Source organism: Mesorhizobium sp. BH1-1-5 (genome assembly GCF_020165615.1).
Classification (GTDB): Bacteria; Pseudomonadota; Alphaproteobacteria; order Rhizobiales; family Rhizobiaceae; genus Mesorhizobium.
In genome coordinates this window covers 78,612-103,735 of sequence record NZ_JAIUIM010000015.1, presented here as the reverse complement: position 1 = coordinate 103,735, position 25,124 = coordinate 78,612, and the positions used below count along the sequence as shown (strand labels likewise).

Below are 25,124 nucleotides of genomic sequence, written 5' to 3'. Positions count from 1 at the left end.
TCCAATGGGGTTCATCACCAATAGTTATGAGGGCCAAAACCTCGCAAAACGCGGTTAGGCTTGGATCAAGAGCGCCTAATTGCATCGATAGCCCTCGCAACCCAATCGACCAACTATGAGTTTTCCACGCCAGTCCCATCCGCGAAGAAATAGGCTCCGGCCTGTCGGCTAAATCCTGGCTGTGTCATCCTTGATCGTCTGCTGTCCCTTGGGGTTGCCTTATGAAAAGCAGTGCTTGCGGGTCCCTCCAGGAAACGAGCGACAAGATCGCTGCCGGCCTATCGCCGGTTAAAATCGTCGAAGGCTGCCTTGAACGCATCCACGAGCTGAACGGGCAAATCAGAGCGATGATCTTCGTCAGCGAAGCAGACGCCCTCGATGCGGCGATGCGTGCCAGAGATGAAATCCGATCAGGTCACAGGCGTGGCCCGCTGCATGGCGTGCCCATCGCCATCAAGGATGTTCTCGATGTCGAGAATTGGCCGACGACAGCCGGATCTCGTCTGTTTGGCGACCGCATCGCCCAGAACACCGCCGCCTGCGTGGCCGCCCTTCAGGCGGCAGGCGCGATAATCATCGGCAAGACCAACCTTCATGAACTTTGCGTCGGCGGGCATGACAACCCCTGGTTCGGCAAGGTCGTCAACCCGCTTGACGAAAGCCGGGGGACTGGCGGCACGAGCAGCGGATCGGCTGCCGCGGTCGCAGCCGGCTTTTGCGCGGCCGCGATTGGCACGGACACCGGCGGTTCAAACCGGTCTCCGGCCGCTGCAACGGGATTGTTTGGCTATAAGCCGACGAATGGTCTGATCGACACAAACGGCGTCATGAGCATGGCACCCTCGCTTGACTGCGTCGGTGTTCTCGCGCGCTCGGTGAGCGACGTTCGCCTGGTGACCGAGGTGCTGGCCGGAAAACGGCTCAGTCCATCAGCGAACGCTCACGTGGAATCGCGGGACAGCATCACGATCGGGGTCTGCCCTGATCTACTTGGCGCTCCCGTCGACAGGACCGTCGAGATCGCATTGGCCCCGATGCTCGATCATCCGAAGGTAGGCACCATAGAAGTTGCCTTTGAAGACAGTGAGACATTCGTCACCGTCGGCATGACGATCCTGCAATACGAATTTGCAAAAACGTACCGTGATCCTATCGAGCGGAATCCAGATCTGGTCGGCGACGCGGTTCGCGCCTTCCTGCAGGACAGCATTCGCATCAGTGGCGACGCCTATGGTAAAGCTGTCGAGATCCGGGACAATGTCCGAAGACAATTTCTGAAGAAAATGGCAGGCGTGGATGTTCTGGCTATCCCGACAGCTCCCGGATCGGCGCCCCGACTTTCGGACGAGCTCACACAGGTGAATGGAGAGATGGTGCCGTGGGGACTGGCCGGCGGTCGATTTCGTCGCTGGGCAAATATGCTCGGTATGCCGGCTTTGGCGGCACCGCTGGAGGTGCCGAACGACCTCCCGGTATCAGTACAGCTTGCCGCTCTTCCCGGTCAGGATGCTGCGTTACTCGATGTCGCCGATATGCTGACAGGCCGCTGACACATCATTCTCAGGTCGTCAACGTTAATAACCCTGTGGAATAAACTTCATTCGCGTACCTTATTGAACCTCGCGTGCGGGACGCTAACATTGTCGGCGTCGTAGCCAGTTTTGACGGCACGGAGAATCGAGAAGGCGAGGCAAGCGCCCATGAAGGTCGGTGAAAGGGACGTAGTTGGAAAGGAGGCGGAGTTTACGCCTCGCGAGATAGAAGTTTTCGCTTCCGTGATGCTGCATGGAACGACGACCAAGGCAGCCGATGCGCTCGACATCACGCAGCCCGCTGTCAGCAAAATGCTCCAGCACCTCACTGAGAAAGCGGATTTCCAGCTTTTCCGAAAAAGCCGGCAACGGCTGATCCCTACTCCTGAAGCGCACATGCTCTATGCCGAGGTGCAGCGCGTTTTTGAGTCCGCACGCGGCATCTCGCGGGCTGCAAAGGAGATCCGCGAACTGCGTAGCGGCAGACTGAACATCTGCGCGCTTCCCGCGTTCGGTTCAACGATCCTGCCGTCGATCATAACGAGCTTTTCAAAACAGCATCCATCCGTGTCCATTTCGCTGGATATCCGTAGCTCCGCGACCGTGGTGCAAAGAGCTAGCCGCAATCAGCTCGACATCGGTATCGGCGTTACGGCATCGGAAGAGAACCCCTCGATCGTCAGGCGCGCGCTGACCGCGACGCCGCCCGTATGCGTCATGCCGGCGGGGCATCCGCTGTCTCAGCTTGAAGTGATCCAGGTGGACGACCTCGACGGTCTCGACTTCATATCGATGGGTTCCGCCGATCCGATGCGGCGGCAACTTGATGCGCTTTGCGACAAACGGGGGATCAGCCGCCTGCTCAAAGTGGAGGCCAGCCTGTCCGGCGCCTGCATCGCGCTTGCTGCCTCCGGCGCCGGCGTGACGGTCGTCGACCGGCTCTCCGCCTGGATGGCGCGCGACCTGCCGATCGAAATCCGGGATTTCCGGCCGCATCTCGATCTGAACCTGAGCGTCTATCGGCCCTGGGGCGTCATCGCATCGACGGCCGCGGACGCCTTTACCGAGCATCTCATTCAGACCACGCGAAGCTTCATGAACGGCGTCGACGCTGGAATAACCGCCTTGGGAACAAGGTAGGATCAGGCCCTGGCACAGCTGGAGGCGATGGCCCGACACAAAGCCATGCAGATGGTGCCGCCCCGGCGCACCACTTTCGACTGCATGTCTTCGCTAGCGAAGAGGCAGGTTCTGAAACAGGCGATCAACATCCTCTTCGTCATTGTAGACATGTGGCGAGACCCGCATCTTCGTGCCGCGCAGCGTGACGTGAACATTTGCCCGTTTCAATTCCTGCGCGGCGTTCGGTGCCAGCCGGTCGCCAATATCGAGGATTGAGATATGAGGCGTGGGCATTCGTGGACGCGCCACGTCCAGCCCTCTGCTGTTCGCCTGGGCCCAGACGAAGTCGTTGAGGTAACGGAGGCGCTCAAACACGCGTTCGACAGACCATCCCTGGATGAGTTTCATGGCGGCGATTGCGATGGGCAGGACAGCGAAATCGGAACGTTCCCCCATGTCGAACCGCCGGGCTCCGGGAAGAAACTTCGCCACCGGCACCTTGTAGAAATCAGACTTGTCGCCGCCCAGCCGGTTCCATGAATGATGCTCGAGCGTGCGTCCCTCCTCGTGCCAGCTTGGGTCGGCGTAGAGGAACGCGAGACGATAGGGGCCGAGCAGAAACTTGTAGGTGGCAAAGACCAGAAAATCCGGTCGGACGCGACCGACGTCGAACGGCACCGCACCAACCCACTGGGTTCCGTCGACGACAAGCGCAGCCCCCGCTGTCCGCGCCGCGACCGCCACGGCCTCTAGGTCGATCGCCATCCCTTCGAACCAGTGGACCAAGGTGCCCGCGACAATCGCGATGGGACGATCCGAGTTCCGGATCGCCGACACGATCGCGCCAGTCCAGTCGCCGTCGGCAGGTTGCGGAACGAGATCCACGAAAGCCCCGGCGCGATCTGCAAGATCGTACCAGACATAGCGATGGGAGGTGTGCTCGTTCTCCATGAGAAGGATCGCCGAACCGGCCGGGACCGGGACATTGGCGGCAGCGATCGCCATGCCATAGCTGGTGGCCGCCACTACGGCGATGTCGTCGGCATTGGCCCCCACCATCGAGGCGGCAAGCTGGCGCGCTTGCTCCACCTCGTCATAATAGGATGCGATGGTCATCTTCCACGGCTCGGCCTTCACCCTGACGCCAGCCTCTCCGGCCGCGATGGCGGCTACAGGAATCGGGGACATGTAGGCGGCGTCAAGATAAGCCGTCTCGCGAGTAAGCGTGAAGAGATCGCGCTGGCAGCTCAACATGGCATCACAACCTGAAATCGATTGACGTTCCGAGCCCCGAATCTCGGGCCAAGGCATAGACAATATTGGCGAGTTCGATGTCCTGGGCGGGAACGCCAAGAGATCGATAAAGGGTGATGTCTGCCTCGCTTGTACGGCCAGGCTGTGTGCCCGCGAGGACCTCGCCGATTTCGCCGCGAATATGGTCGCGGTTAATTTTGCCGCTCTCGATTGCCTCGATCAATTCTCCCGCGGCGGCGAGCGCCATCGGCAAATAGTCCACCCAGATACGCGCTCTGCGCACGCATTCAAAGTTGATCTCGCGGCATGAGGCCACGCTTGCCCCGACAGCATTGATGTGGACACCTTGCAGCAACCATTCGCCGAACAGCACCGGCTCTTGGGAAGATGTCGTCGTGCAGATGATGTCAGCTTCGCGAACGGCTTCGGCAGCGTCGTGATGCGCCTGCGCCTCGAAGCCGGATGTCGACATATCCTCGGAAAAGCGCTGTGCCTTGGCAAAGTCACGACCCCACACGTGGATCACGCGGACTGGACGCACATGAGCGATCGCCTCGACATGCCGGCGCGCCTGCTCACCATAGCCGAACACGGTCAGTATGCAGCTGTCGGGGCGCGAAAGCGCCCTAGTGGCGACAGCACTGGCTGCGGCTGTCCGCCATGCCGTGAGCTCGCCCCCGTCGATCAGGGCAACAGGGCGCCCATGTTCCTTGTCGAACAGAAACACCCCACCACGGTGGGACGCGAGCCCGTGTGAAAAATTGTCGGGAAATACCGACAGCACCTTCGCCCCGAACAGCGGCCGGTCGTCCAAGGCCGCGTACATCAAAGACAGGCAGCTTCCCGCCGCCCCCGGCAGCTCGAGCGTGCGCCTGATTTGCTGACGGGCGACGCCGTTCGAAGTCTTGAGCAGCGCCGCCTCGGTCGCCTCAAGCACCTGAGGGAAAGACAACGCCTGCCGAATCGCGTGCTTGTCGATCAGAAGGAATTCCGTCTCGGCATTCAACTTTGCAGTCTCTTCCATTCGACGCCCTCGTGTGCACCAGACGTTGAAAAGCTTAGCATTGCCTCGGCACGCCGATGACAGCGGAATTCATAACTTCGAACGAGAAGTTGACGATGTCCGATCATGCACCGCATCGATCGGCTCGAAGCGAGCGCGGTTCATAACTTTTGGCCATTAACGGCAGCGGTCAGTTCAATTGACCGCGATTGCCACCCGTCGCAATGTTTTCACGCAGCATCGGATGCCGCGCTTGTTAACAGCCGTGATGTGTCCGCCAACGCAAAAGTAATATTGCCGCATCTGGCAGTGTCAGAACGCATATCCATCCCGGTCGTCGCTCTGCAAACGGCGGCATGGAGGATTTTGGCTCGCCAATATCAACACACCGATTGGCGTGAGCAATGCGAGTTCATTGGAGGTTTTCTATATGCGTGTAGTCGTCATCGGGTCCGGCATCGTCGGTAGCTCTGCTGCTTATGAATGCGCCAAGGCAGGCGCAAACGTCGTTGTGCTGGAGGCCGGAAGGATAGCGGGGGGTACGTCGGCGGTAAGCTTCGCCTGGACAAATGCGACGACCAAACGTCCTCGGCCGTATTTCGATCTGAACGTCGCGGGCATGCGCGCCCACCTCGAGCTCAAGCGTGACTTCGGCACCGCTCCCTGGTTTACTCAGACCGGAAGTTTCGATTGGCGCACGGCCCCGGAAGCCATGGACGACTATTTCGAAAACTACCGACAGATGAAGGAATGGGGCTACGGCGTTGAGTGGATCGACAGGAAGCTCGTCGCCGAGATGGAGCCCGATATCGATGTGTCGGCCATGGGCGATTATCCGATCTCATACTATCCGGAAGAGGGCTGGGTTGATCCGGTTCTCTATTCGGCCTGGCTGTTGCGGGCGGCGAAGGAGCGCTGGGGTACACAGATAAACGTCAATTCACGCGTGACCGAGATCGAAACCGAGGGTGACCGCGCCCAGGCAGTTCGCACTGCAAACGGCGAGCGATACGCTGCCGACGCGGTCGTGAACTGCACGGGAGGCTGGTCCAGCCAGAGGCTCGGCGATGCCCAGGGCATCCCGCTTTCCTCGACGATCGGCGTGCTAGCCTTTACCCCACCAGTGGCCTTGACGCTTCGGAGCCAGTTGCATGCTGACGATCTGGACATCCGTCCCGATGGTGCCGGCCGCATTATGATCCACAAGGTCTCGGTGGACCTGACCCTCAAGAAACCGGAAGCGCTTAGCCCCACCGGTGATGAGGCGGCAGCGTTGTTGGAAGCGGCCAGCAAGGTCCTGCCGGCGCTCCAGTCCGCTGGCGTGGAAGCCATTCGCACGACCGTCCGGCCATTCCCAGAGGATGGCTTTACTTGCGCTGGCGCGATGCCTGACATCGCCGGTCACTATATGGCGGTGACGCACAGTGGCGTGACGATTGGGCCGCAGCTGGGCAGGGTGGTCGCTGACGAGGTCGTGCGCGGCAAGATGCACGACGAGATGGAGACATTTCGACCGCAGAGGTTCTTCCAGGAGAACCCTCAACGCCCCTCCGTTGCGCACGCCTGACCTTCCCTCCGAACGCAATAGAGCGATCACGAGGTCTGCGCTTCCATCCATGACATTAGGATCTTGCTCGATAGCAAAAATTGAACGATTCGAGAAAAACGAGCGGCTTAGCCGGATCGTCATTCACAACGGAACGGTTTATCTGTCGGGCCTGACCGCCGACGATAAGGATGCCCATACGACCGGCCAGACACAGCAGATCCTGGAAAAAGCGGATGCTCTTCTGCGCAGCGTCGGTTCGGACAGATCGAAGCTGCTGCTCGCACAGATCTGGTTGCGGGACGTTGAGGACTTCGACGTGATGAACAAGGCTTGGGTCAAATGGCTCGACGGCGCGGAACCCCCAGCGCGAGCCACGGTCGGAGCGAGCTTCGCGCTGCCTGAAATCCGGGTCGAAATCCAGCTTACTGCAGCGATCTGACGCTCCGCGCTAGGTCAAGGTGGTGAGGCCCATCGACCGATCTCGTTACCCCTCCGGGTTGCCTCAATTACGGCATCTAGCCCCCGCTTCGCGGCGGATTAAGGCCTGTTCGCCTTGGGGCAGGCTGCCCAGAGTCTGTAGGTCTACGAAATTCGCCGTATTAACTACCGCAATTAGTGGGCAAAAAAGTACGGCAGTTGACCAGCTAAGCATCTGAAAATATTGGTGATCCCGACAGGAATCGAACCTGTGACCTACAGATTAGGAATCTGCCGCTCTATCCTACTGAGCTACGGGACCACGCGGCCCGACACATAAACGCTTCGGGCCGGTTCGCCAAGGGGCGAGAAGGCTATGGGACCGCCGGTCGCGGCGACCGGCGGATCGTCAGGCGGCCAGCGCGGTCTCGGCCAGCTTCACCCAATAGCTCATACCGTGCGGGATGACCTCGTCGTTGAAGTCGTAGGCCGGATGATGCAGGCCGGCCGAGTCGCCGTTGCCGATGAAGATGAAGGCGCCGGGGCGGGCTTCCAGCATGTAGGAGAAATCCTCGCCGCCCATCACCGGCTGGATGGCGCGGTGGACATGGCTGTCGCCGGCGATGTTGGCGGCGACATCGCCGGCAAACACGGTTTCCTCGGCATGGTTGAAGGTGACGGGGTAGTTGGCGTCGTAATCGACCTCGATGGTGGCGCCGAAGGCGGAGGCGAGCCCGGCGCAGAGCGCGCGGATGCGCTCTTCCGATTTCTTGGCCACTTCCTTCTTCAGCGTGCGCACGGTGCCGGCGATCTCAGCGCTTTCGGGGATGACATTATAGGCGTCGCCGGCGTGGAACTTCGTCACCGACACCACCACGGCCTCGACCGGATCGGTGCTGCGCGAGGCGACGGTCTGCAGCGCGCCGACCAGTTGGCTGGTGATGACGATCGGGTCGATCGTGCCGTGCGGCATCGCGGCATGGCCGCCGCGGCCCTTGACGGTGATGGTGAATTCGGCCGTCGCGGCCATGATCGGGCCGGGCTTGATGGCGAACTGGCCGACCGGCAGGCCCGGCATGTTGTGCATGCCGAACACTTTCTCGATGCCGAAGCGGTCCATCATGCCGTCCTTGACCATTTCGTTGCCACCGCCGCCGCCTTCCTCGGCCGGCTGGAAGATCACCGCCACGCTGCCGGCGAAATTGCGCGTCTCGGCGAGATATTTGGCCGCACCCAAGAGCATCGCGGTATGACCGTCATGGCCGCAGGCATGCATCTTGCCGCGCACGGTCGAGGCCCATGGCTTGCCGGTGATCTCGTCGATCGGCAGCGCATCCATGTCGGCGCGCAGCCCTATCGTCGGGCCATCGCCCTTGCGGCCGTGGATGATGCCGACGACGCCGGTCTTGCCCAGTCCCGTCACCACTTCGTCGCAGCCGAAGGCCTTCAGCTTCTCGGTGACGAAGCCGGCGGTCTGGAAGACGTCGAAATTCAGCTCCGGCGTCTGGTGCAGATGTCGTCGCCAGCCGGCAACTTCTTCCTGCATTTGCGCGGCGCGGTTGAGAATCGGCATGATCGTTCCATCTCTTGGTTGATTGGCGGCAGTCGGTTCAGAGCCGTTGCTCAGCAATTGTGAATGTATGGCACTTTGCCATTTTGACGTCACATAGGGTAAATAGCACCACAACAATGCGGTCCGGGGTCGAGGGTCGGGCCGAATTTGTGCTGGCGATGGGTAACGAAATCTTACGGACCCGGCAGCGACTACGGCAAGAGGCGATTTTCGGATTTGATCATGCGGCAAAGGCATTTCATCAACCTGTTGCTGGCAGGCGCGCTGGCATTTCCGGCGCTTGCGGGCGTGGCGCGCGCCAATCCCGTGGTCCTATTCGATCTGAAGAGTGGCTCCATTCTGGAGCATCAGGACGCGTTCAAGCGCTGGTATCCGGCCTCGCTCAGCAAGCTGATGACGGCCTATGTCACGTTCCGGGCCATCCAGGCCGGCGAGGTGGCGCTCGATTCGCCGATCAAGGTGACGAAACATTCGGCTGGCGAGCCGCCGAGCAAGATGGGCTTCAAGCCCGGCTCGGTGATGCGGCTCGACAATGCGCTGAAGATGATGCTGGTCAAGTCGGCCAACGACATCGCCATGGCCGTCGGCGAGAATATCGGCGGGTCGCAAGCCGCATTTGCCGACCGCATGAACGCGGAGGCGGCCCGGCTCGGCATGGTCGGAACGCATTTCGTCAATCCGAACGGGCTCTATTCGCCGGAACAGTATACGACCGCGCGCGACCTTGCCGTGCTGGTGACGGCGCTGCGCACCGATTTTCCGCAATACGCCCCCTGGTTCTCGATCGAGGGCCTTGCCGTCGGCAAGAAGGCGATTCCGAACTACAATCTGCTGATCGGCCGCTATCCCGGCGCCGACGGCATGAAGACCGGTTTCGTCTGCTCGTCGGGTTTCAACATGATTGGCTCGGCGACGCGCAACGGGCGCACGCTGGTCGCCGTGGTGCTGGGCGAGAAATCGGCGATCAGCCGCGCCGAAGCGGCGGCAAAGCTGCTCGACCAGGGTTTTGAGATGCCTGCGGCCACCTCGACGACCCTTGCCGCGCTCAAGCCCTATGGCGACACGTTGTCGCCCAACGACATGCATGACGAGATCTGCAAGAAGAAGGCGCCCGAAGAGCAGTCCGAGGCAGCACCCGAGGTTGCCGCCAAGGACGCGCCGAAATCGCCATACCGGGTGAAGCTCGACCACCCGACGTTGGTCGCGGTCGGGCTCGGCGGCGCGACCGGTCCGGCGCCGAAGGCTTTCGTCGACCAGGTCGATCAGAATTACGCCGATGTGCCGCTGCCGAGCTGGCGGCCCGACAGGCCGGCGCCGGCCGGCGCCGAGCCGCTGGCGACCGCCGCTGCCGGGGCGCAGGGCGACCAGTCGGCCAAGACGGCGAACTGATCCCTGCCATGGGTAGCAGCTTTCCCATTCCCGTTTCGGTGCTCACCGGCTTTCTCGGCGCCGGCAAGACGACGCTGCTCAATCGCCTGCTCAAGGATCCCGGGCTTGCCGATACCGCCGTGATCATCAATGAATTCGGCGAGGTCGCGATCGACCATCTGCTGGTGGAGCAGGCGTCCGACGGCATCATCCAGCTTTCCGACGGCTGCCTCTGCTGCACGGTGCGCGGCGACCTGGTCGACACACTCGCCGATCTCGTCGACCGGCTGCAGACCGGCCGTATCGCCAGACTGGCCCGTGTCGTCGTCGAGACGACGGGTCTGGCCGATCCGGCGCCGGTGCTGCAATCGATCATGGCGCATCCGGCGCTGGTGCAGGCGTTCCGGCTCGACGGCGTCATCACGCTGGTCGACGCCGTCAATGGCGAGGCGACGCTCGACAGCCATGTCGAGGCGGTGAAGCAGGCGGCGGTGGCCGACCGCATCGTGCTGACCAAGACCGACCTTGCCGATGCCGCCGAGATCGAGGCGCTGCGGGCGAGGCTGAAGCAGATCAATCCAGGCGCCGTCGTGCTCGACGTCAACGAGGCCGGCACGGGCGCCGCGGCACTGTTCAATTGCGGGCTCTATAATCCTCAGACCAAGTCCGCCGACGTGCGGCGCTGGCTTGGCGAAGAGGCGGCGCACGATCAAGATCATCACCATGATCAGGATCATCACCATGATCATGGCCACCATCACCATGCCCATCGCCACGATACGCGCGTGCGCTCGCACTCGCTTGTCCATGACGGCCCGGTGCCGTTCTCGGCGATCGAGATGTTCCTCGACCTTCTGCGCTCGACGCATGGCGAGAAGCTGTTGCGCATGAAGGGTGTCATCGAGCTCGCCGAGGATCCGTCGCGGCCGCTGGTCATCCACGGCGTGCAGAAGGTCCTGCATCCGCCTGCAAGGCTGCCGACCTGGCCAGACGACCAGCGCGGCACCCGGCTGGTGCTGATCACGCTCGACATGCCGCAGGATTATATCCAACGGCTGTTCGCTGCCTTCACCAACAAGCCGTCGATCGACACGCCGGACCGCGCGGCGTTGGAGGCCAATCCCCTGGCGATTGCAGGATTATAAGCCGAAAAAGACGCCGGCTCAGGCCGCGCTGCCGCGCTCGACCAGGAAACGATGACCGCCAGCGACCGCGGCCGTTTCGACCAATTGGTGACCGGCATCGGCGCAGAAAGCGGGGATATCGATGACCGCGAGCGGATCGGTGGTTTCCAGCCAAAGCAGGCTGCCGGGCCGCATTGCAGCGAGCCGCTTGCGCGCCTTCAGCACCGGCAATGGACAGTTCAGCCCCTTGAGATCGTAGATGGCGGCCTGCCTTGCCTTTTGCTCATGCATGCCGTTATCCCAAAACCGCCTTCCACCCTCGGGTCAATGCCCGAGGGCATGCTTTCGGGCGACACGCATAGAAATCTCAGCCGCCGAACATGCCGAGCAGCTTCTTCTTCAGCTTCGACACGGTGCCTTGATCGGCGTCGACGGCCTGCTCCGGCGCGGGCTGGACGGGCTCGACGCCTGCGGTGACGACCGGCTGCTGCGCCGCCTGCCTGGCGGCTTCCTTCTCGGCCAGAGCCTGCGCCTTTGCCTGCTCCTTGGCGGCCTTGGCCGCCTCGATGGCCGCCAGGCGCTGCTCCTCGGCCTTGCGCTTGGCTTCCTTCTCCGCGTCGATCGCCGCCATCTTGCGGCCGGCAGGGGAATCGATGCGGCCCATGCGGGTCGTTTCCGTCACCGAGCCGTCGGAATTCATCGAAGGCGGCTCGATCGGCACGCGCTCGCCGCGCGCGCGGCGCTTCGACCAGTCGGAAACGATGCTGGCTTCCTTGACGCCGGCAATCGTCGGCTTCGGCGGCGGCGTGCTGGAGTTCACGGCCGAATTGAAAGCCGCGTCATAGCTCTTCTCGTAATTGCCGAAGGCGGTCTTGAGCGAATCCGGCTGCGTCGTCGCGGGGCACGGGCCGGTCGGGTCGAAGGTCGTGCCTTCGGGCGCGACCTGATTGAAGACGTAGCGCTTCTCGCAGACGTCGACCTTCGGCGGCACCTTGGTGATCTCGAAATTGTCGTAGCCGACCTTCAGCATCTTCCAGAAGTCGTAGTTAGGATCGTTGCGGTAGCGCGCCATGTTGGCGGCGGTCATGCGGAACGGAAAAGCCTGGATCTGGAACTCGGTCTGGCCGCCCTGGAAGGCGTCACGGCCGAAGGCATAGATCTGCTCGATCTGGGCATCGGTCATCGAATAGCAGCCCGACGACGAGCAGGCGCCGTGCACCATCAGGTTCTGGCCCGTGCGGCCATTGGCGCGGTCATAGGCGTTGGGGAAGCCGATGTTGAAGGACAGATGGTAATTCGAGCGCGGGTTCATCTGCGACGGACGCACCGTGTAGAAGCCTTCCGGCGCCTGGCGGTCGCCCTCGGTGTATTTGGGGCCGAGCTTGCCCGACCATTTGCAGATGTCGTAGCTGGCGACCATCTCGTAGCGGCCATTGGTCTTGGCCTTCCAGATCTCCAGCTTGCCTTCTTCCTTGAAGATGCGCGCCATCACCGAGGAGGTGCGCACCATGCCCTTGGCCTTCATGTCGGCAAGGATCTTGTCCGGCAGCGGCTTGTTGGCCTCCGGCGCGAAATCCTTCATCGACGAATCATTGCAGCCGGCAACGCCGATGGCGGCGATCAGGACTCCGGTGCGGGCAAGCTTGGCAAACATCGATACGGCTACGTCTCTTCTCTCGGGGCCAACGGCTCTCGGCATGGCCGGCCCGCAGGCTGAACACCAGTGGACCGTAAGCCCGTTAACCTTGAAAATTCCTTACCGCAAGCCTCGACCAACCCCTCACGGCAAGTCTCATTGAGCCGAATGCGGCGGCATTTTTGTGGCGAAATTGCTCATTGCGGCCACAGTTTAACGAGTAGCCGATCCGAAAACGGTCAGAGGCTGCGGCCCATCGCCAGGTATTTCTCGCGGCGCTGCTCGCGGAAATCGGTATTGGCGCCGGCAAAATCCTTCATCGTCCTGGCGATGAGGTCGCCGGTCGAGGCGATCACCGTCTCAGGCGCGCGCTGGGCGCCGCCCATCGGCTCGGGAATGATGGTGTCGATGATCTTCATCTCGAGAAGATCCTGCGCGGTGATCTTCATGTTGGTCGCCGCGTCCTTGGAGCGGGTGGTGTCGCGCCACAGGATCGAGGCGGCGCCCTCGGGCGAAATCACCGAATAGATGGCGTGTTCCAGCATGTAGACGCGGTTGGCGGTGGCGATCGCGATGGCGCCGCCGGAGCCGCCTTCGCCGATGACGACCGAGATCGACGGCACTTTCAGGGCCAGGCAGGCCGAGGTCGAGCGGGCGATCGCCTCGGCCTGACCGCGCTCTTCGGCGCCGACGCCGGGATAGGCGCCGGCGGTGTCGACCAGCGTCAGAAGCGGGATCTTGAAACGGTCGGCCAGTTCCATCAGGCGCACCGCCTTGCGGTAGCCCTCGGGCCGCACCGAACCGAAATTGTGCTTGATGCGGCTCGCCGTGTCCGAGCCCTTCTCCTGGCCGATCACCGCCAACGGCTCGCCGCGAAAGCGCGCGAAGCCGCCGACGATCGCCTGGTCGTCGCCGAAATTGCGGTCGCCGGCCAAAGGTGTGAAATCGGTGAACAGCGCCTTGATGTAGTCGACGCAATGCGGGCGGTCGGGATGACGCGCGACCTGCACCTTCTGCCAGGGGGTGAGCGCCTTGTAGAGGTCGCGCAACGCGTCGCGCGAGCGCTTTTCCAGCCGGCTGATCTCTTCGGCGACATCGACCGCCTCGCCGTTCTCGGCAAGCTTCTTCAGCTCAAGGATCTTGAGCTCCAGATCCTGCACCGGCTTTTCGAAGTCGAGGTAGTTGTACATGCTTGGGCGGACCGATCCGTCGGAAGGCAAATGGCTGGCGGAACCGCTGAAATGCCGGCCCCGGGCGGTGGAACGTCGCCCTCACATAGCGATATGAGGCCTAGTCGGCAAGCGGATGATGATCGTTGACCAGACGCACCAGCCGCTCCTCCAGCACGTGGGTGTAGATCTGCGTGGTCGAGATATCGGCATGGCCCAGGAGTTGCTGAACGGCTCTGAGATCGGCGCCGTTCTGCAGGAGATGGCTGGCAAAAGCATGGCGAAGCACATGGGGCGAGATTTTCGCCGAAGCGATGCCGGACCGCGCGGCCAAGCCCTTGAGATCGCGAGCGAAAACCTGCCGGGAGAGATGGCCGCTGTCGGAGGAGGCCGGAAACAGGAACGGGCTCTCGGCAAAGGCCGGCCGCTCGGCCCGTGCGGCAAGCCAGGCGCGCATGGCGGCGCGCGCCTTGGCCGAGAGCGGCACCATGCGTTCCTTGTCGCCCTTGCCGCGCACCATGAAGAAGCGGTCGTCGCGCAGCGCCACCGTCACCGGCAGGCCGACAAGCTCCGACACGCGCAGGCCCGTGGCGTAGAGCACCTCGACCAGCGCGTGCAGGCGCAATGCGGCCAGCCTGTCGCCATCCGGTTCGGATTCGCCCGCCTCCTGCGCTGCCCGGTCGAGCAGGCGCCCGGTTTCGGCCTCGCTCATCGTCTTCGGCAGCGGCCGGCCCTTGCGCGGGCTGTCCAGCGTGCCGGTCGGGTCGTCGCCGCGCAGGCCTTCAGCATAGAGGAATTTGAAGAACTGGCGGATCGCCGACAATTTGCGCGCCTGCGAGGTCGGCGCGAAGCCGCGCGCGGCAATGTCGTCGAGATAGGTGCGGATGTCGGCCGATCCGGCGCGCGCCAGCCCGCCTTTGATCGCTTCCGAAGCGTCCTCAAGGTCGCGCCGATAGGACGAAAGCGTGTTTTCGGCCGCGCCGCGCTCGGCGCTCATCATTTCGAGGAAGGCTTCGATGCGGGCGGCGCTGTTCATCGGGCCGGATCAGTGCTTCGTCAGTTTTGTTGGGTCAGTTTTTCTTGGGGTTGAGCTTTTCGGCGGGAATACGGACGCTCATTTCCGCCTTTTTCGGCTCCACGAACATCGCCAGCGCGAACATCGCGCCATAGGCAATGCCTGCAAGAACCGCCAGCGTCACGACAAACCGAAACAAAGTCGGCATTCAAATTTTTGCCCGTCTTCTTATTCTGCGTTTCCAAAGCCCTGTGCCCTTATGGGACGCCAAGCCGGCCAATTCAAGGACGAAGGATTCCGGTGGACGGAGGTTTTGCCGGAAAAGCTCCCAAGCAGGTTCCCTTCGCAAAACCGTGGGACGGTTTTGCGGAACCTGCTTAGGACGTTTGTCCGGCCGTGCTTGACGCAAACAGGCTTTTGATGTCGATACGGCGCAAAGAGGCCCTAATGAACGCTCTGCCTGCAAATCCGACGGACGAAGGCCGCGCCGCGCTGATCGAAGCGCTCGGCAGCCGCTCGATCGTCTTCGTCGGGCTGATGGGCGCCGGCAAGACGGCGATCGGCCGCAAGGTGGCGACGATGCTCTCGCTGCCCTTCATGGACAGCGACCAGGAGATCGAAAGCGTCTCGCGCATGACCGTGCCGGAGCTTTTCGAGCGCTATGGCGAGCCAGAATTCCGCGCGCTGGAGCAGCGGGTCATCCTGCGTCTGCTGGAGAACGGGCCGCAGGTGCTGTCGACCGGTGGCGGCGCCTTCATGAACGCGCAGACGCGCGAAGCGATCGCGGCTTATGGCGTCTCGGTCTGGCTGAAGGCCGACCTCGATCTCTTGATGGAGCGGGTTTCGAAGAAACAGAACCGGCCGCTATTGAAAAACCCCGATCCTCGCGCCGTGCTGGAGCGGCTGATGGACGAGCGTTACCCGGTCTACGCCACGGCCGACCTGACGGTGCCGACGCGCGATGACCGCAAGGAGATCATCGCGGGTGAAGTCGTCGCCGCGCTCTGCGGCCATCTCGATGTCGAGACGATCGCGACAGGCGCTGCAAGCGCCACAACGGACGAGGTGCAGTCGTGAGCGATGCCGAACCGGTGAAGGTCGAGGTCGGGCTCGGTGAGCGCGCCTATGACATATTGATCGGTGCCGGACTGCTGGCGCGCTCCGGCGAGGAGGTCGCGCGCCGGCTTCCCGGCACCCGCGCGGCCATTGTCACCGACGAGAACGTCGCCGCCGCGCATCTCGACACGCTGAAGGCCGGGTTGGAGAAAGGCGGTATCCAGTCCGCCGTCGTCACGCTGCCGGCCGGCGAGAAGACCAAGAGCTTTGCCCATCTCGAGGAGGTGGTCGACGGCGTGCTCGCGGCAAAACTCGAACGCCGCGACGTGGTCATCGCGCTCGGCGGCGGCGTCATCGGCGACCTTGCAGGCTTTGCGTCCGGCATCGTGCGGCGCGGCATGAATTTCGTGCAGATCCCGACCTCGCTCCTGGCGCAGGTCGATTCCTCCGTCGGCGGCAAGACCGGCATCAACAGCGCGCGCGGCAAGAACCTGGTCGGCGTCTTCCACCAGCCCAAGCTGGTGCTCGCCGACACCCAGGTGCTCGACACGCTGCCGATCCGCGAGTTCCGCGCCGGCTATGCCGAGCTCGCCAAATACGGGCTGATCGACCGTCCGGCCTTCTTCGCCTGGCTGGAACAGAATTGGGGGCAAGTCTTTGCCGGCGGTCCGGCCCGCGTCGAGGCGATCGCCGAGGCCTGCCGCGCCAAGGCCGACGTCGTCGCCCGCGACGAGTTCGAGACCGGCGACCGCGCGCTGCTCAATCTCGGCCACACATTCGGCCACGCGCTGGAAGCCGCCACGCAATATGACGGCGCGCGTCTCGTCCATGGCGAGGGCGTGGCCATCGGCATGGCGCTGGCGCACCGTTTCTCGGCCCGCCTCAACCTGGCGAGCCCTGACGACGCAAGCCGTGTCGAAGCGCATCTGCGCGCCGTCGGCCTGCCCTGGCGGATGGCCGATATTCCGGGCGAGCTGCCGGACGCCGAGGCGCTGCTCGGCTTCATCACCCAGGACAAGAAGGTATCACGCGGCGCGCTGACCTTCATCCTGACGCGCGGCATCGGCCAGGCTTTCATCGCCAAGGACGTGCCGCCCTCGGAAGTGCTCTCCTTCCTCAAGACGAGCCATCCCGGAAGGCCCGCGGCGGGCCTTCCCAGATGACCGACGCCGGCTGGATCGCCGCCGCCGTCCTTGCCGCCATCGTGCTTTTGGCGCTTCTGTTCCGCGCCAGGCTGCTTGCCGCTTTCGGCTATGCGCTGCGGCCGATCGAGCCGCCGCAGCGGGCCGAGCGCAACGGCAAGGACCAGGACAGCGACGAACTTCGCCGCGACGGCGAGGCTCCCCGCCAGGAGCGCAATCGGCTCGAGGGCCTTTTCGACCTCGACGAGCTCGAAGTGTCGGATATCATGGTCCACCGCACCAACATGCGTTCGGTCAATGCCGACAACGCGCCGGAAGCGGTGGTGCGCGAGATCCTCACGAGTCCGCACACCCGCATGCCGTTATGGAAGGGCTCGCTCGACAACATCGTCGGCGTGCTGCACGCGAAGGATCTGCTCAGGGCCCTCAACGAGGTCGGCAACGACTTTTCGCGGATCGACGTCATGAAGATCGCGGCGAAGCCGTGGTTCGTGCCGGACACCACCACCTTGCAGGAACAGCTCAACGCCTTCCTGCGGCGCAAGGCGCATTTCGCCATCGTCGTCGACGAATATGGCGAGGTCGAAGGGCTGGTGACGCTGGAAGACATCATCGAGGAAATCGTCGGCGAGATCGCCGACGAGCACGATGTCGACATGCAGGGCGTGAAGAAAGAAGCCGACGGTTCCGTCGTCGTCGATGGCACGGTGCCGATCCGCGATCTGAACCGCGCGCTCGACTGGGACCTGCCCGACGAGGAGGCGACGACGATCGCCGGCCTCGTCATCCACGAGACGCAGTCGATCCCGGAGGAGAAGCAGGCTTTCACCTTCCACGGCAAGCGTTTCGTGGTGATGAAGCGCGACAAGAACCGCATTGCGAGGTTGAGGATCAGACCCGCCGGCGAAGGCTAGGCGTGTTGATATTCAGGTGATGCCGGCCTGCAAATGGCGGCTCCCTGCGCTTCCGGCCTTCGCCGGCCGAAGCCCTCATAAGTTTCTCCGCTTTATGAAGGCTACGGCCGGCATAGGCCGGTTCTCGGAACCGACCCAGTTTGGTCGCTTCGCGCCCGTCTTCGACTCCGGCTCGGCCTCACCTGAATCTCAACACACCTGGGCGGTGTGGCCCGCGATCTCACAATTCCTTGGTCCAGCGCTCGCTGAGCAGCGCGCCGGTTCCAGCGTCGATTGCTGCAAGGCTGACGTCATAGCCCCAGAGGTTGCGGATATGGCGCAGGGTCGCATCGCGGCTCTGGCCCTCGAGCATGACGCCGTCCTTGACCTTGTGCTGGAGCCGCAGATGCCGGTCGCCCAAGAGGTCGACGTCAACGACCTGGATGTCGGGACGGCTGGCGCCGATATCGTAGCTTTGCGCCAGCGCCGACCGTATCTTGGCATAGCCGCGCTCATTGTGGATCGAGGCCACCTCGTAGTGCGGCTCGTCGGCGCCGTCGGCCAGCACGAAGAGCCGCCATTTGCGGATCAGCGTCGGGCTCAGATATTGGCGGATGAAGGATTCGTCGCGATGGTTGGCCCAGGCATCGAGCAAGGTGTCGCGCCAGTCGCCGCGGCCGGCGATGTCGGGAAACCAGTCTCGATCCTCGGCGGTCGGCGCGGTCGAGATGCGCTGGATGTCCTGCATCATGTCGAGACCCAGCGCGTAGGGATTGATGCCGGAAAAGCGCGGGTCGTCATAGGCCGGCTGGAAGATGACGTTCGAGTGGTTGCGCAGGATTTCGAGCATGGCGCCTTCGTTGAGGCGGCCACGGTCGAACAGCGTGTTCATCAGCGTGTAATGCACGAAGGTGGCGCAGCCTTCGTTCATCACCTGGGTTTGCCGCTGCGGGTAGAAATATTGCGCGATGACCCGCACGATCCTGACGATCTCGCGCTGCCAAGGCTCGAGGATGAGGCTGTTCTTCTCGAGGAAGTAGAGCAGGTTCTCCTCCGGCAGGTTGAGCGATTTCTTCCGCTCGGCAAGGATTTCCTCCTCTGCTTCCGGCTTGCCCTTTGCCTGCGAAGGCGGCAGCGTTCGCCACAGATCGTTGAAGGAGCGTTCCTCGTATTCGAGGCGCTCGCGCAGCCCTTCGCGCTGTTGTTCCGATGACAGCTTGGGCGGCCGATGGTACCGGAACACGCCTTGCTCCATCAGCGCATGCGCGGAATCCAGAATCGCCTCCACCGCGGCCAGGCCATGCCGCTCCTCGCACCGGGCTATGTAGCTCTTGGCAAAATCCAGATAGCTCAGGATCCCGCCGGCATCCGTCCATTGCCGGAAAAGGTGATTGTTCTTGAAGAAATGATTGTGCCCAAGCGCGGCATGCGCCGTCACCAAGGCCTGCAGAGCCATGGTGTTTTCTTCCATGAGGTAGACGATGCAGGGGTTGGAGTTGATGACAATCTCGTAGGCCAGACCGCGAGCGCCCTTGCGGTAGAGAAGCTCGTCGTAGAGAAAGCGCTTGCCGAACGACCAGTGCCGGTACATCAGCGGCATGCCGATCGACGAATAGGCATCGAGCATCTGCTCGGAGGAAATGATCTCCATCTGCACCGGGTAGATGTCGAGGCGAAGCTCTTCGCGGCCGATCGCTTCGATCTCTTCATAGATCCGGGACAGCTTGTTGAAATCCCAGTCGGACCCGGAAAACAGCAGTGCGGACTTGCGCGCCTGGCTGACCATCGCCGAAGCTCTCAAGCGCTCTTGCGCAGGTCGGGCTGCCTGGCGAAGAGCTCGCGGAAGACCGGGTATATGTCGGCCGGCGCGGCAATGCGCCTCATCTGGAAGTTCGGCCATTTCCCGTCGACGGCGTTGTAGGCGCGCCAGAGCGACGTGCCGTTCTCAGTCGAGCCGAAAATGTGGCTTTCCCGCTCATCGATGATCTCGACATAGGCGAAATACTGGCAAAGGCGCATGAGTTTGCGGTCGAGAAGTTCTATGCAGCGCTCGGAGTCGGTGGCGAAATTGTCGCCGTCGGAGGCCTGGGCGGCGTAGATGTTCCATTCAGAGGCCGGATAGCGCTCTTCGATGATGCGATGCATCTCCTCGAGCGCCGTGGAAACGACGGTGCCGCCGCTTTGCGTGTGATAGAAGAACGTGTGCTCGTCCACCTCCTTGGCCTCGTGGGTGTGGCGAATGAAGACGATCTCGGTGCGCTCGTATCGTCGTGTCAGGAACAGATGCAATAGCACGAAGAAGCGCTTGGCCAGATCCTTCTCGCGCTCGCCCATCGATCCGGAGACGTCCATCAGGCAGAACATGACGGCACTGGCATTCGGCCGCGGCTGAGGGTCGAAGCGATTGAAGCGGATGTCGACCGGATCGACATAGGCAATCCGCCTGCGCCGGCGCTCCAGCCGATCGAGCTCTTCGCGCAGAGCCTCGATGCGTTCGCGTGTCTTTGCATCCGGCGGCCTGGATTCCAGCTCGGCGATCTGCTGAGCGACGGCGTCGACCTCAGCCTGCTTTGGACGCCTGAGCGCGATGCGTCGCCCGTGGCTGTTTCGCATCGTGCGCCCGACATTGATGTTGGTCGGCGCGCCGCTTGCCGCGAAGCCCGCCCGCCTCGGCTTGAAGCTGAGTATCTGCTTTAGACTGAGCTTGACCAGATCCGGCAGTTCGAGGTCCTCGAAGAAAAGGTCGAGCACTTCCTCGCGCGACAGCACGAAGCGGAAATCGTCCTCGGATTCCGTGGTCCCCGGAGCCGAGCCGTAGCCTCCGCCGCCGCCAGGCTTGTCGATGAGATCGCCGGGGCTGAACGTCCGGTTGCCGGGCAGGATATGCTGGCGCCGGCCGCTTTCCTTGTCGTCGCCGAAGGTCGGTTCGCCAGTGCCCTTGCGAGGGATCGGCACGGCGTGCTCGCGATCAAGGTCGGCGATGCCGCCGGCGCGGACCTTGTCGCGGATGCTGCGCTTGAGGTCTTCGCGGGCGCGCCTGAGGAAGCGCTGGCGATTGCCAAGGCTCTTGTCCTTCGGGTTCAGGCGGCGGTCGATGAAGATCGGCATGGAACCGTCCCGGCTTTGCTCAACCCGCCTTGTTCACGCGCATGTACCAGTCGACCAGCCGGCGCACCTGCCGCTGGGTATAGCCGCGCTCCACCATCCGCTGCACGAATTCGTTGTGCCGCTTTTCCGTGACGCTGTCCTGCTTGGAGCCGAAGCTGATCACGGGCAACAGGTCCTCGACCTGGCCGAACATGCGCTTCTCGATGACCTCGCGGAGCTTTTCGTAGCTCGTCCAGGACGGGTTGCGGCCGTGGTTGCGCGCCCGCGCGCGCAAGGTGAACTTGACCACTTCGTTGCGGAAGTCCTTGGGGTTGGCGATGCCGGCCGGCTTCTCGACCTGCGACAATTCCTTGTCCAGCACCTCGCGGTTGAGGATCTGGCCCGTGTCGGGGTCCTTGTAGTCCTGATCCTCGATCCAGGCATCGGCATAGGCGATGTAGCGGTCGAAGAGGTTCTGGCCGTACTCGCTGTAGGATTCCAGATAGGCCTTCTGGATCTCGTGGCCGATGAACTCGGCATAGCGGCTTGCGAGTTCCGACTTGATGAATTCGAGATAGGCGGCCTCCGTTTCCTTCGGGAATTGCTCGCGCTTGATCGCCTCCTCGAGGATGTACATCAGGTGCACGGGATCGGCCGCCACCTCCTTGGTGTCGTAGTTGAACGTCTGCGACAGGATCTTGAAGGCAAAGCGGGTGCTTACCCCGGTCATGCCCTCGTCGACGCCGGCGGCGTCGCGATATTCCTGGACAGACTTCGCCTTCGGATCGACCTCCTTGAGGTTCTCACCGTCATAGGAGCGCATCTTGGTGTAGAGCGGCGAGTTCTCGTGCTCGGCAAGGCGGGTCGAAACGGTGAAACGGCTGAGAATGTCCAGCACCTCGGGCGCGCAGGGGCTGTTCGCCAGCTCGCTTTCGCGCACCAGCTTCTCGTAGATGTGCCTTTCCTCGGTGAAGCGCAGGCAATAGGGAACCTTGACCACGAGGATGCGGTCGAGGAAGGCCTCATTGTTCTTGTTGTTCTTGAACTGCTGCCATTCCGATTCATTGGAATGGGCAACGACGATGCCCTGATAAGGGAAGGCGCCGAAATTCTCGGTGCCGTTGTAGCTGCCTTCCTGGGTTGCCGTCAGCAATGGATGCAGGACCTTGATGGGCGCCTTGAACATCTCGACGAATTCGAGCAGCCCTTGCGTCGTGCGGTTGAGGCCGCCGCTGTAGGAATAGGCGTCCGGGTCGGACTGGCTGAAGTGCTCCAGCTGCCTGATGTCGACCTTGCCGACGAGGGCCGAGACGTCCTGGTTGTTCTCGTCGCCGGGCTCGGTCTTGGCGATGGCGATCTGGCGCAGCCGCGACGGCATCAGCTTGACCACGCTGAATTTGGAGATGTCGCCGGACAGTTCGTCGAGGCGCTTGGCCGCCCAGGGCGAGATCAATCCGTTCAGGCGGCGGCGGGCGATGCCATATTTGTCCTCCAGCAGATCGCCCATGCGGTCGGGATGGAAAAGGCCGAGCGGCGATTCGAAGACCGGGCTGATCTTGTTGCCGATCTTGAGCGTGTAGATCGGGCGCTCCTCCATCAGCTTCTTCAGCCGTTCGGCCAGCGAGGACTTGCCGCCGCCGACCGGGCCCAGAAGATAGAGGATCTGCTTGCGCTCCTCGAGGCCCTGCGAGGCGTAGCGGAAGTATCCGGCGATGCGCTCGATCGTGTCCTCCATCCCGTAGAAATCGGAAAAGGAGGGATAGACCTTGATGGTGCGGTTGGAAAAAATGCGGCCGAGCCGCTCGTCCTTGCTGGTGTCGACCAGGTTCGGCTCGCCGATTGCCGCAACCATGCGTTCAGGCGCCGAGGCATACATGGATTTGTCCTCGCGGCAGGCGAGCAGATATTGCTGAAGGCTAATCTCTTCCTGGGCCGCGTTGGAATAAATCTCCGAAAACAGATCGAAGACGTCTGATTGGTTCTCGCGCATGATGCTCTGCCTCGGAGCCGACAGGCTGCCAATCGGCTCATCGCTTCATCAACCGCCGGAGAGCATTGTGGTTCCCTTCACGTGAAGGGAGAGCGCGCAATGCACTCCGGCATTAACCTTCGGGACACCCCGATTCGGCCGAAAATGCTCGCCTATGAAGATACGTGGTGATTGCCAGCGGACCGTCAAGGAGTGGATTTGCTTTCGCACCGAAAGTTGTCATTTTTGGTTCGTAAACGAGGCGCGTGGCGAGCATCCGTGCCCGCTGCGGCGCAACCTGGCGGAGATGGCGATGATCGATCGGCGCAGCTTCATCGTGGCATCCTTGGCGGCGCTGCTGCCGGCGGGTGCGTCAGCCGCCGGGCGTCCGGTCCGGCCGGAACCGCAAACCGTCGATTACGGTCCGGCCAAGCTCGACATCTATGCCGCGGACGGCGCCAACAACCTGCCGGTGGTCTTCTTCGTCCATGGCGGCGCCTGGCGGGTCGGCAAACGCAGTCAGGTCGGCGCCAAGCCGGGCTTCCTGCTCGCCAATGGCTTCGTCTTCGTCTCGATCGACTACCGCATGCTGCCGCAAGCCGACGTCGCCACCCAGGCCGGCGATGTCGAAAAGGCCTACGCCTATGTGCGCGCCAACATTGCCCGGCATGGCGGCGACCCGGACCGCATCGTCGGCATGGGCCATTCGGCCGGCTGCCATCTGATTGCGCTGACCGGCATGCGCGGCGGATTGCCCGGCGTCGCCGCGCTGATCCTCGACGACACCAGGGCCTATGATCTTGCCGCGCTTTCCAGGAATGGCGGCATGGTGCGCGCTTACGCCCGCGCCTTCTCTGATCCGACGCAATGGGAAGCACTTTCGCCGGCGAGCTATATCGACGGCAGGAAGCATCCGCCGACATTCATCGCCTATTCACGCGCGCCCGGGCGAGGCGAAGAGTCGAAAGCTTTCGCGGAACGCCTGCGCGCCGCCGGAGCCAAGGTCAGGATGTTCGACGGCAGCGCCTATACGCACATGTCGATCAATGGCGATTTCGGCAAGGACGGCGACGCCTTGACCGCGGCGGCAATGGCGTTTCTCAAGGCGACCGTCGGTTGACTACCAGCGCGTCTTCTCGCCGGGCGCCGCCGGCTCGATCGCCAGCGCATGCACGCCGGCTTTCAATTCGTCGGCGAGCAGGTCGTTGACGGCGCGATGGCGGTCGATGCGGCCCATGCCGGCAAAATCCGACGAGACGATGCGGACGCGAAAATGCGTTTCGCCGGTGCCGTCGAAGTGGGCCTCGTGGCCGTGCTCGACGTGGTGGTGGCCCGCGTGAAGGTGGCTTTCGTTGATGACGGCGAGCCTTTCGGGCGAAAACGCCGCCTTCAGCTTGTTTTCCATCGTCGACTGTATGGACATCCGGCTTTCCCTTTCCCACTTGACGGCATAGCCGCAAAATCTACGTTTTCGACCGCTTTTAAGCCGCGATTCAGCGGTTAGGGCGATCATCGGTGAAATGTCAATTCTTGTTTCGCACGTGCGAACAGCCCATAAATGGGTGAGATGAAAGCGTACCCCAAATATTTCGAGAAAATTCGAATCCGGCCGGAGAAGGACGCGGAGCTGAAATCGCACGCGCCGATCTGCCAGTGGGACGGCTGTAACGAGGCCGGTACGCATCGCGCCCCGGTCGGACGCTTGAAAGAGGGCGAGTACTTCCGCTTCTGCTTCGACCACGTGCGCGAATACAACAAGGGCTTCAACTACTTCTCCGGCGTGTCGGACAACGAGATCGCGCGCTTCCAGAAAGAGGCGTTGACCGGCCACAGACCGACATGGCGCATGGGCGCCACTAGCGGCGGGACGCGCTCGGCGCCGGATTTCGCGCAGCAGCGCTCGGGGCGCGCCGGCTACCACAACCGCATGCGCGATCCCTTCAACCTGTTCGGCTCAGGGGCGCGCGAACCGCGCGAGCGCAAGGCAAAGCCGCTTGAGGCCAAGGCGCTGGAAACGCTTGGCCTTGATACAAAGGCGACTGGTCAGGACATCAAGGCGCGTTATAAGGAACTCGTTAAACGCCACCATCCGGATGCGAATGGCGGCGACAGAGGTTCGGAAGACCGGTTCCGCGATGTGCTGCAGGCCTATCGCGTGCTCAAGCAGGCAGGATTGTGCTGAGCGGCCCTACGGTCCATGTCGTTTTCCAACTTT

General features: G+C 62.6%; 23 protein-coding genes and 1 tRNA gene. 11 read left to right on the top strand and 13 right to left on the bottom strand.

Features of this window, described 5'->3' with window-relative positions; genetic code table 11:
• The first annotated feature begins 221 nt into the window (after window positions 1-221).
• Together LB572_RS20695 and LB572_RS20690 are read left to right on the top strand one after the other, a co-directional pair.
• Window positions 222-1,550 (top strand): amidase, encoded by a 1,329-nt coding sequence (locus tag LB572_RS20695; RefSeq protein WP_224668997.1) that lies wholly within the window; start codon window positions 222-224, stop codon window positions 1,548-1,550.
• Between the two features lie 150 nt (window positions 1,551-1,700).
• Complete coding sequence (locus LB572_RS20690; protein WP_224668996.1) at window positions 1,701-2,672, top strand: LysR substrate-binding domain-containing protein; 972 nt, start codon at window positions 1,701-1,703, stop codon at window positions 2,670-2,672.
• Window positions 2,673-2,765: 93 nt separating this feature from the next.
• Here LB572_RS20690 and LB572_RS20685 read toward each other — a convergent pair whose 3' ends face one another.
• Window positions 2,766-3,908, bottom strand: coding sequence for an aminotransferase class V-fold PLP-dependent enzyme (locus LB572_RS20685; RefSeq protein WP_224668995.1), 1,143 nt, complete (start codon window positions 3,906-3,908; stop codon window positions 2,766-2,768).
• 4 nt (window positions 3,909-3,912) lie between these two features.
• Window positions 3,913-4,932, bottom strand: a complete 1,020-nt coding sequence (locus LB572_RS20680; RefSeq protein ID WP_224668994.1) for an ornithine cyclodeaminase family protein — start codon at window positions 4,930-4,932, stop codon at window positions 3,913-3,915.
• 409 nt (window positions 4,933-5,341) lie between these two features.
• Between LB572_RS20680 and LB572_RS20675 the strand changes: the two genes are divergently transcribed.
• A complete protein-coding gene (locus LB572_RS20675) occupies window positions 5,342-6,478 on the top strand; it encodes an NAD(P)/FAD-dependent oxidoreductase (RefSeq protein ID WP_224668993.1) in 1,137 nt (378 codons plus the stop codon).
• Between the two features lie 49 nt (window positions 6,479-6,527).
• Window positions 6,528-6,899 carry a RidA family protein gene (locus LB572_RS20670; RefSeq protein ID WP_224668992.1) on the top strand — a complete coding sequence of 124 codons (372 nt, stop codon included), beginning with the start codon at window positions 6,528-6,530 and terminating at the stop codon, window positions 6,897-6,899.
• 223 nt (window positions 6,900-7,122) lie between these two features.
• Here the strand turns inward: LB572_RS20670 and LB572_RS20665 are convergent.
• Together LB572_RS20665 and LB572_RS20660 are read right to left on the bottom strand one after the other, a co-directional pair.
• Window positions 7,123-7,199 (bottom strand) — tRNA-Arg (locus tag LB572_RS20665).
• A gap of 87 nt (window positions 7,200-7,286) precedes the next feature.
• Complete coding sequence (locus LB572_RS20660; protein WP_140810291.1) at window positions 7,287-8,450, bottom strand: M20 aminoacylase family protein; 1,164 nt, start codon at window positions 8,448-8,450, stop codon at window positions 7,287-7,289.
• A gap of 222 nt (window positions 8,451-8,672) precedes the next feature.
• On the opposite strand from LB572_RS20660, the gene LB572_RS20655 reads away from it, so the two are divergent.
• Together LB572_RS20655 and LB572_RS20650 are read left to right on the top strand one after the other, a co-directional pair.
• Complete coding sequence (locus LB572_RS20655; RefSeq protein ID WP_140810298.1) at window positions 8,673-9,839, top strand: D-alanyl-D-alanine carboxypeptidase family protein; 1,167 nt, start codon at window positions 8,673-8,675, stop codon at window positions 9,837-9,839.
• Window positions 9,840-9,847: 8 nt separating this feature from the next.
• On the top strand, window positions 9,848-10,963 hold the full coding sequence (locus LB572_RS20650) for a CobW family GTP-binding protein (RefSeq protein WP_224668991.1): 1,116 nt from the start codon (window positions 9,848-9,850) through the stop codon (window positions 10,961-10,963).
• An 18-nt stretch (window positions 10,964-10,981) separates the two neighbouring features.
• Here LB572_RS20650 and LB572_RS20645 read toward each other — a convergent pair whose 3' ends face one another.
• The 5 genes from LB572_RS20645 to LB572_RS20625 form a co-directional block, all read right to left on the bottom strand.
• On the bottom strand, window positions 10,982-11,233 hold the full coding sequence (locus LB572_RS20645) for a sulfurtransferase TusA family protein (protein ID WP_224668990.1): 252 nt from the start codon (window positions 11,231-11,233) through the stop codon (window positions 10,982-10,984).
• Between the two features lie 76 nt (window positions 11,234-11,309).
• Window positions 11,310-12,596, bottom strand: a complete 1,287-nt coding sequence (locus LB572_RS20640; protein ID WP_224668989.1) for a L,D-transpeptidase family protein — start codon at window positions 12,594-12,596, stop codon at window positions 11,310-11,312.
• Between the two features lie 221 nt (window positions 12,597-12,817).
• Window positions 12,818-13,768 (bottom strand): acetyl-CoA carboxylase carboxyltransferase subunit alpha, encoded by a 951-nt coding sequence (locus LB572_RS20635; protein ID WP_224668988.1) that lies wholly within the window; start codon window positions 13,766-13,768, stop codon window positions 12,818-12,820.
• A gap of 100 nt (window positions 13,769-13,868) precedes the next feature.
• Complete coding sequence (locus tag LB572_RS20630) at window positions 13,869-14,783, bottom strand: site-specific tyrosine recombinase XerD (protein WP_224668987.1); 915 nt, start codon at window positions 14,781-14,783, stop codon at window positions 13,869-13,871.
• A gap of 34 nt (window positions 14,784-14,817) precedes the next feature.
• Window positions 14,818-14,970, bottom strand: coding sequence for a hypothetical protein (locus tag LB572_RS20625; RefSeq protein ID WP_040989318.1), 153 nt, complete (start codon window positions 14,968-14,970; stop codon window positions 14,818-14,820).
• 239 nt (window positions 14,971-15,209) lie between these two features.
• Between LB572_RS20625 and LB572_RS20620 the strand changes: the two genes are divergently transcribed.
• The 3 genes from LB572_RS20620 to LB572_RS20610 are packed head-to-tail and all read left to right on the top strand — an operon-like array spanning window position 15,210 to window position 17,874.
• Window positions 15,210-15,839, top strand: a complete 630-nt coding sequence (locus LB572_RS20620; protein WP_224668986.1) for a shikimate kinase — start codon at window positions 15,210-15,212, stop codon at window positions 15,837-15,839.
• Window positions 15,836-16,981: a 3-dehydroquinate synthase gene (aroB, locus tag LB572_RS20615; RefSeq protein ID WP_224668985.1), complete on the top strand. Its 1,146-nt coding sequence runs from the start codon at window positions 15,836-15,838 to the stop codon at window positions 16,979-16,981. Before LB572_RS20620 ends, aroB begins: the two co-directional genes overlap by 4 nt.
• The gene (locus tag LB572_RS20610; protein WP_224668984.1) at window positions 16,978-17,874 is read left to right on the top strand and encodes an HlyC/CorC family transporter; all 897 of its coding nucleotides are present in this window, start codon (window positions 16,978-16,980) and stop codon (window positions 17,872-17,874) included. The genes aroB and LB572_RS20610 overlap by 4 nt, the downstream gene beginning before the upstream one ends.
• Before the next feature lie 220 nt (window positions 17,875-18,094).
• On the opposite strand, the gene LB572_RS20605 is transcribed toward LB572_RS20610, so the two are convergent.
• From LB572_RS20605 to LB572_RS20595, 3 genes are read right to left on the bottom strand one after another with little or no spacing between them, the layout of a single operon-like run.
• Window positions 18,095-19,639, bottom strand: coding sequence for a SpoVR family protein (locus LB572_RS20605; RefSeq protein WP_224669050.1), 1,545 nt, complete (start codon window positions 19,637-19,639; stop codon window positions 18,095-18,097).
• A gap of 11 nt (window positions 19,640-19,650) precedes the next feature.
• On the bottom strand, window positions 19,651-20,961 hold the full coding sequence (locus tag LB572_RS20600) for a YeaH/YhbH family protein (protein WP_140803482.1): 1,311 nt from the start codon (window positions 20,959-20,961) through the stop codon (window positions 19,651-19,653).
• 19 nt (window positions 20,962-20,980) lie between these two features.
• Window positions 20,981-22,930 carry a PrkA family serine protein kinase gene (locus tag LB572_RS20595; RefSeq protein ID WP_140803481.1) on the bottom strand — a complete coding sequence of 650 codons (1,950 nt, stop codon included), beginning with the start codon at window positions 22,928-22,930 and terminating at the stop codon, window positions 20,981-20,983.
• Window positions 22,931-23,222: 292 nt separating this feature from the next.
• On the opposite strand from LB572_RS20595, the gene LB572_RS20590 reads away from it, so the two are divergent.
• Entirely contained in the window at window positions 23,223-24,029 is an 807-nt protein-coding gene (locus LB572_RS20590; RefSeq protein WP_224668983.1) for an alpha/beta hydrolase, read from the top strand.
• Here the strand turns inward: LB572_RS20590 and LB572_RS20585 are convergent, their stop codons facing one another.
• Window positions 24,030-24,332: a BolA family protein gene (locus LB572_RS20585; RefSeq protein WP_140803479.1), complete on the bottom strand. Its 303-nt coding sequence runs from the start codon at window positions 24,330-24,332 to the stop codon at window positions 24,030-24,032.
• A gap of 135 nt (window positions 24,333-24,467) precedes the next feature.
• Between LB572_RS20585 and LB572_RS20580 the strand changes: the two genes are divergently transcribed.
• A complete protein-coding gene (locus LB572_RS20580) occupies window positions 24,468-25,091 on the top strand; it encodes a J domain-containing protein (protein ID WP_140803478.1) in 624 nt (207 codons plus the stop codon).
• The last annotated feature ends 33 nt before the right edge of the window (window positions 25,092-25,124 follow it).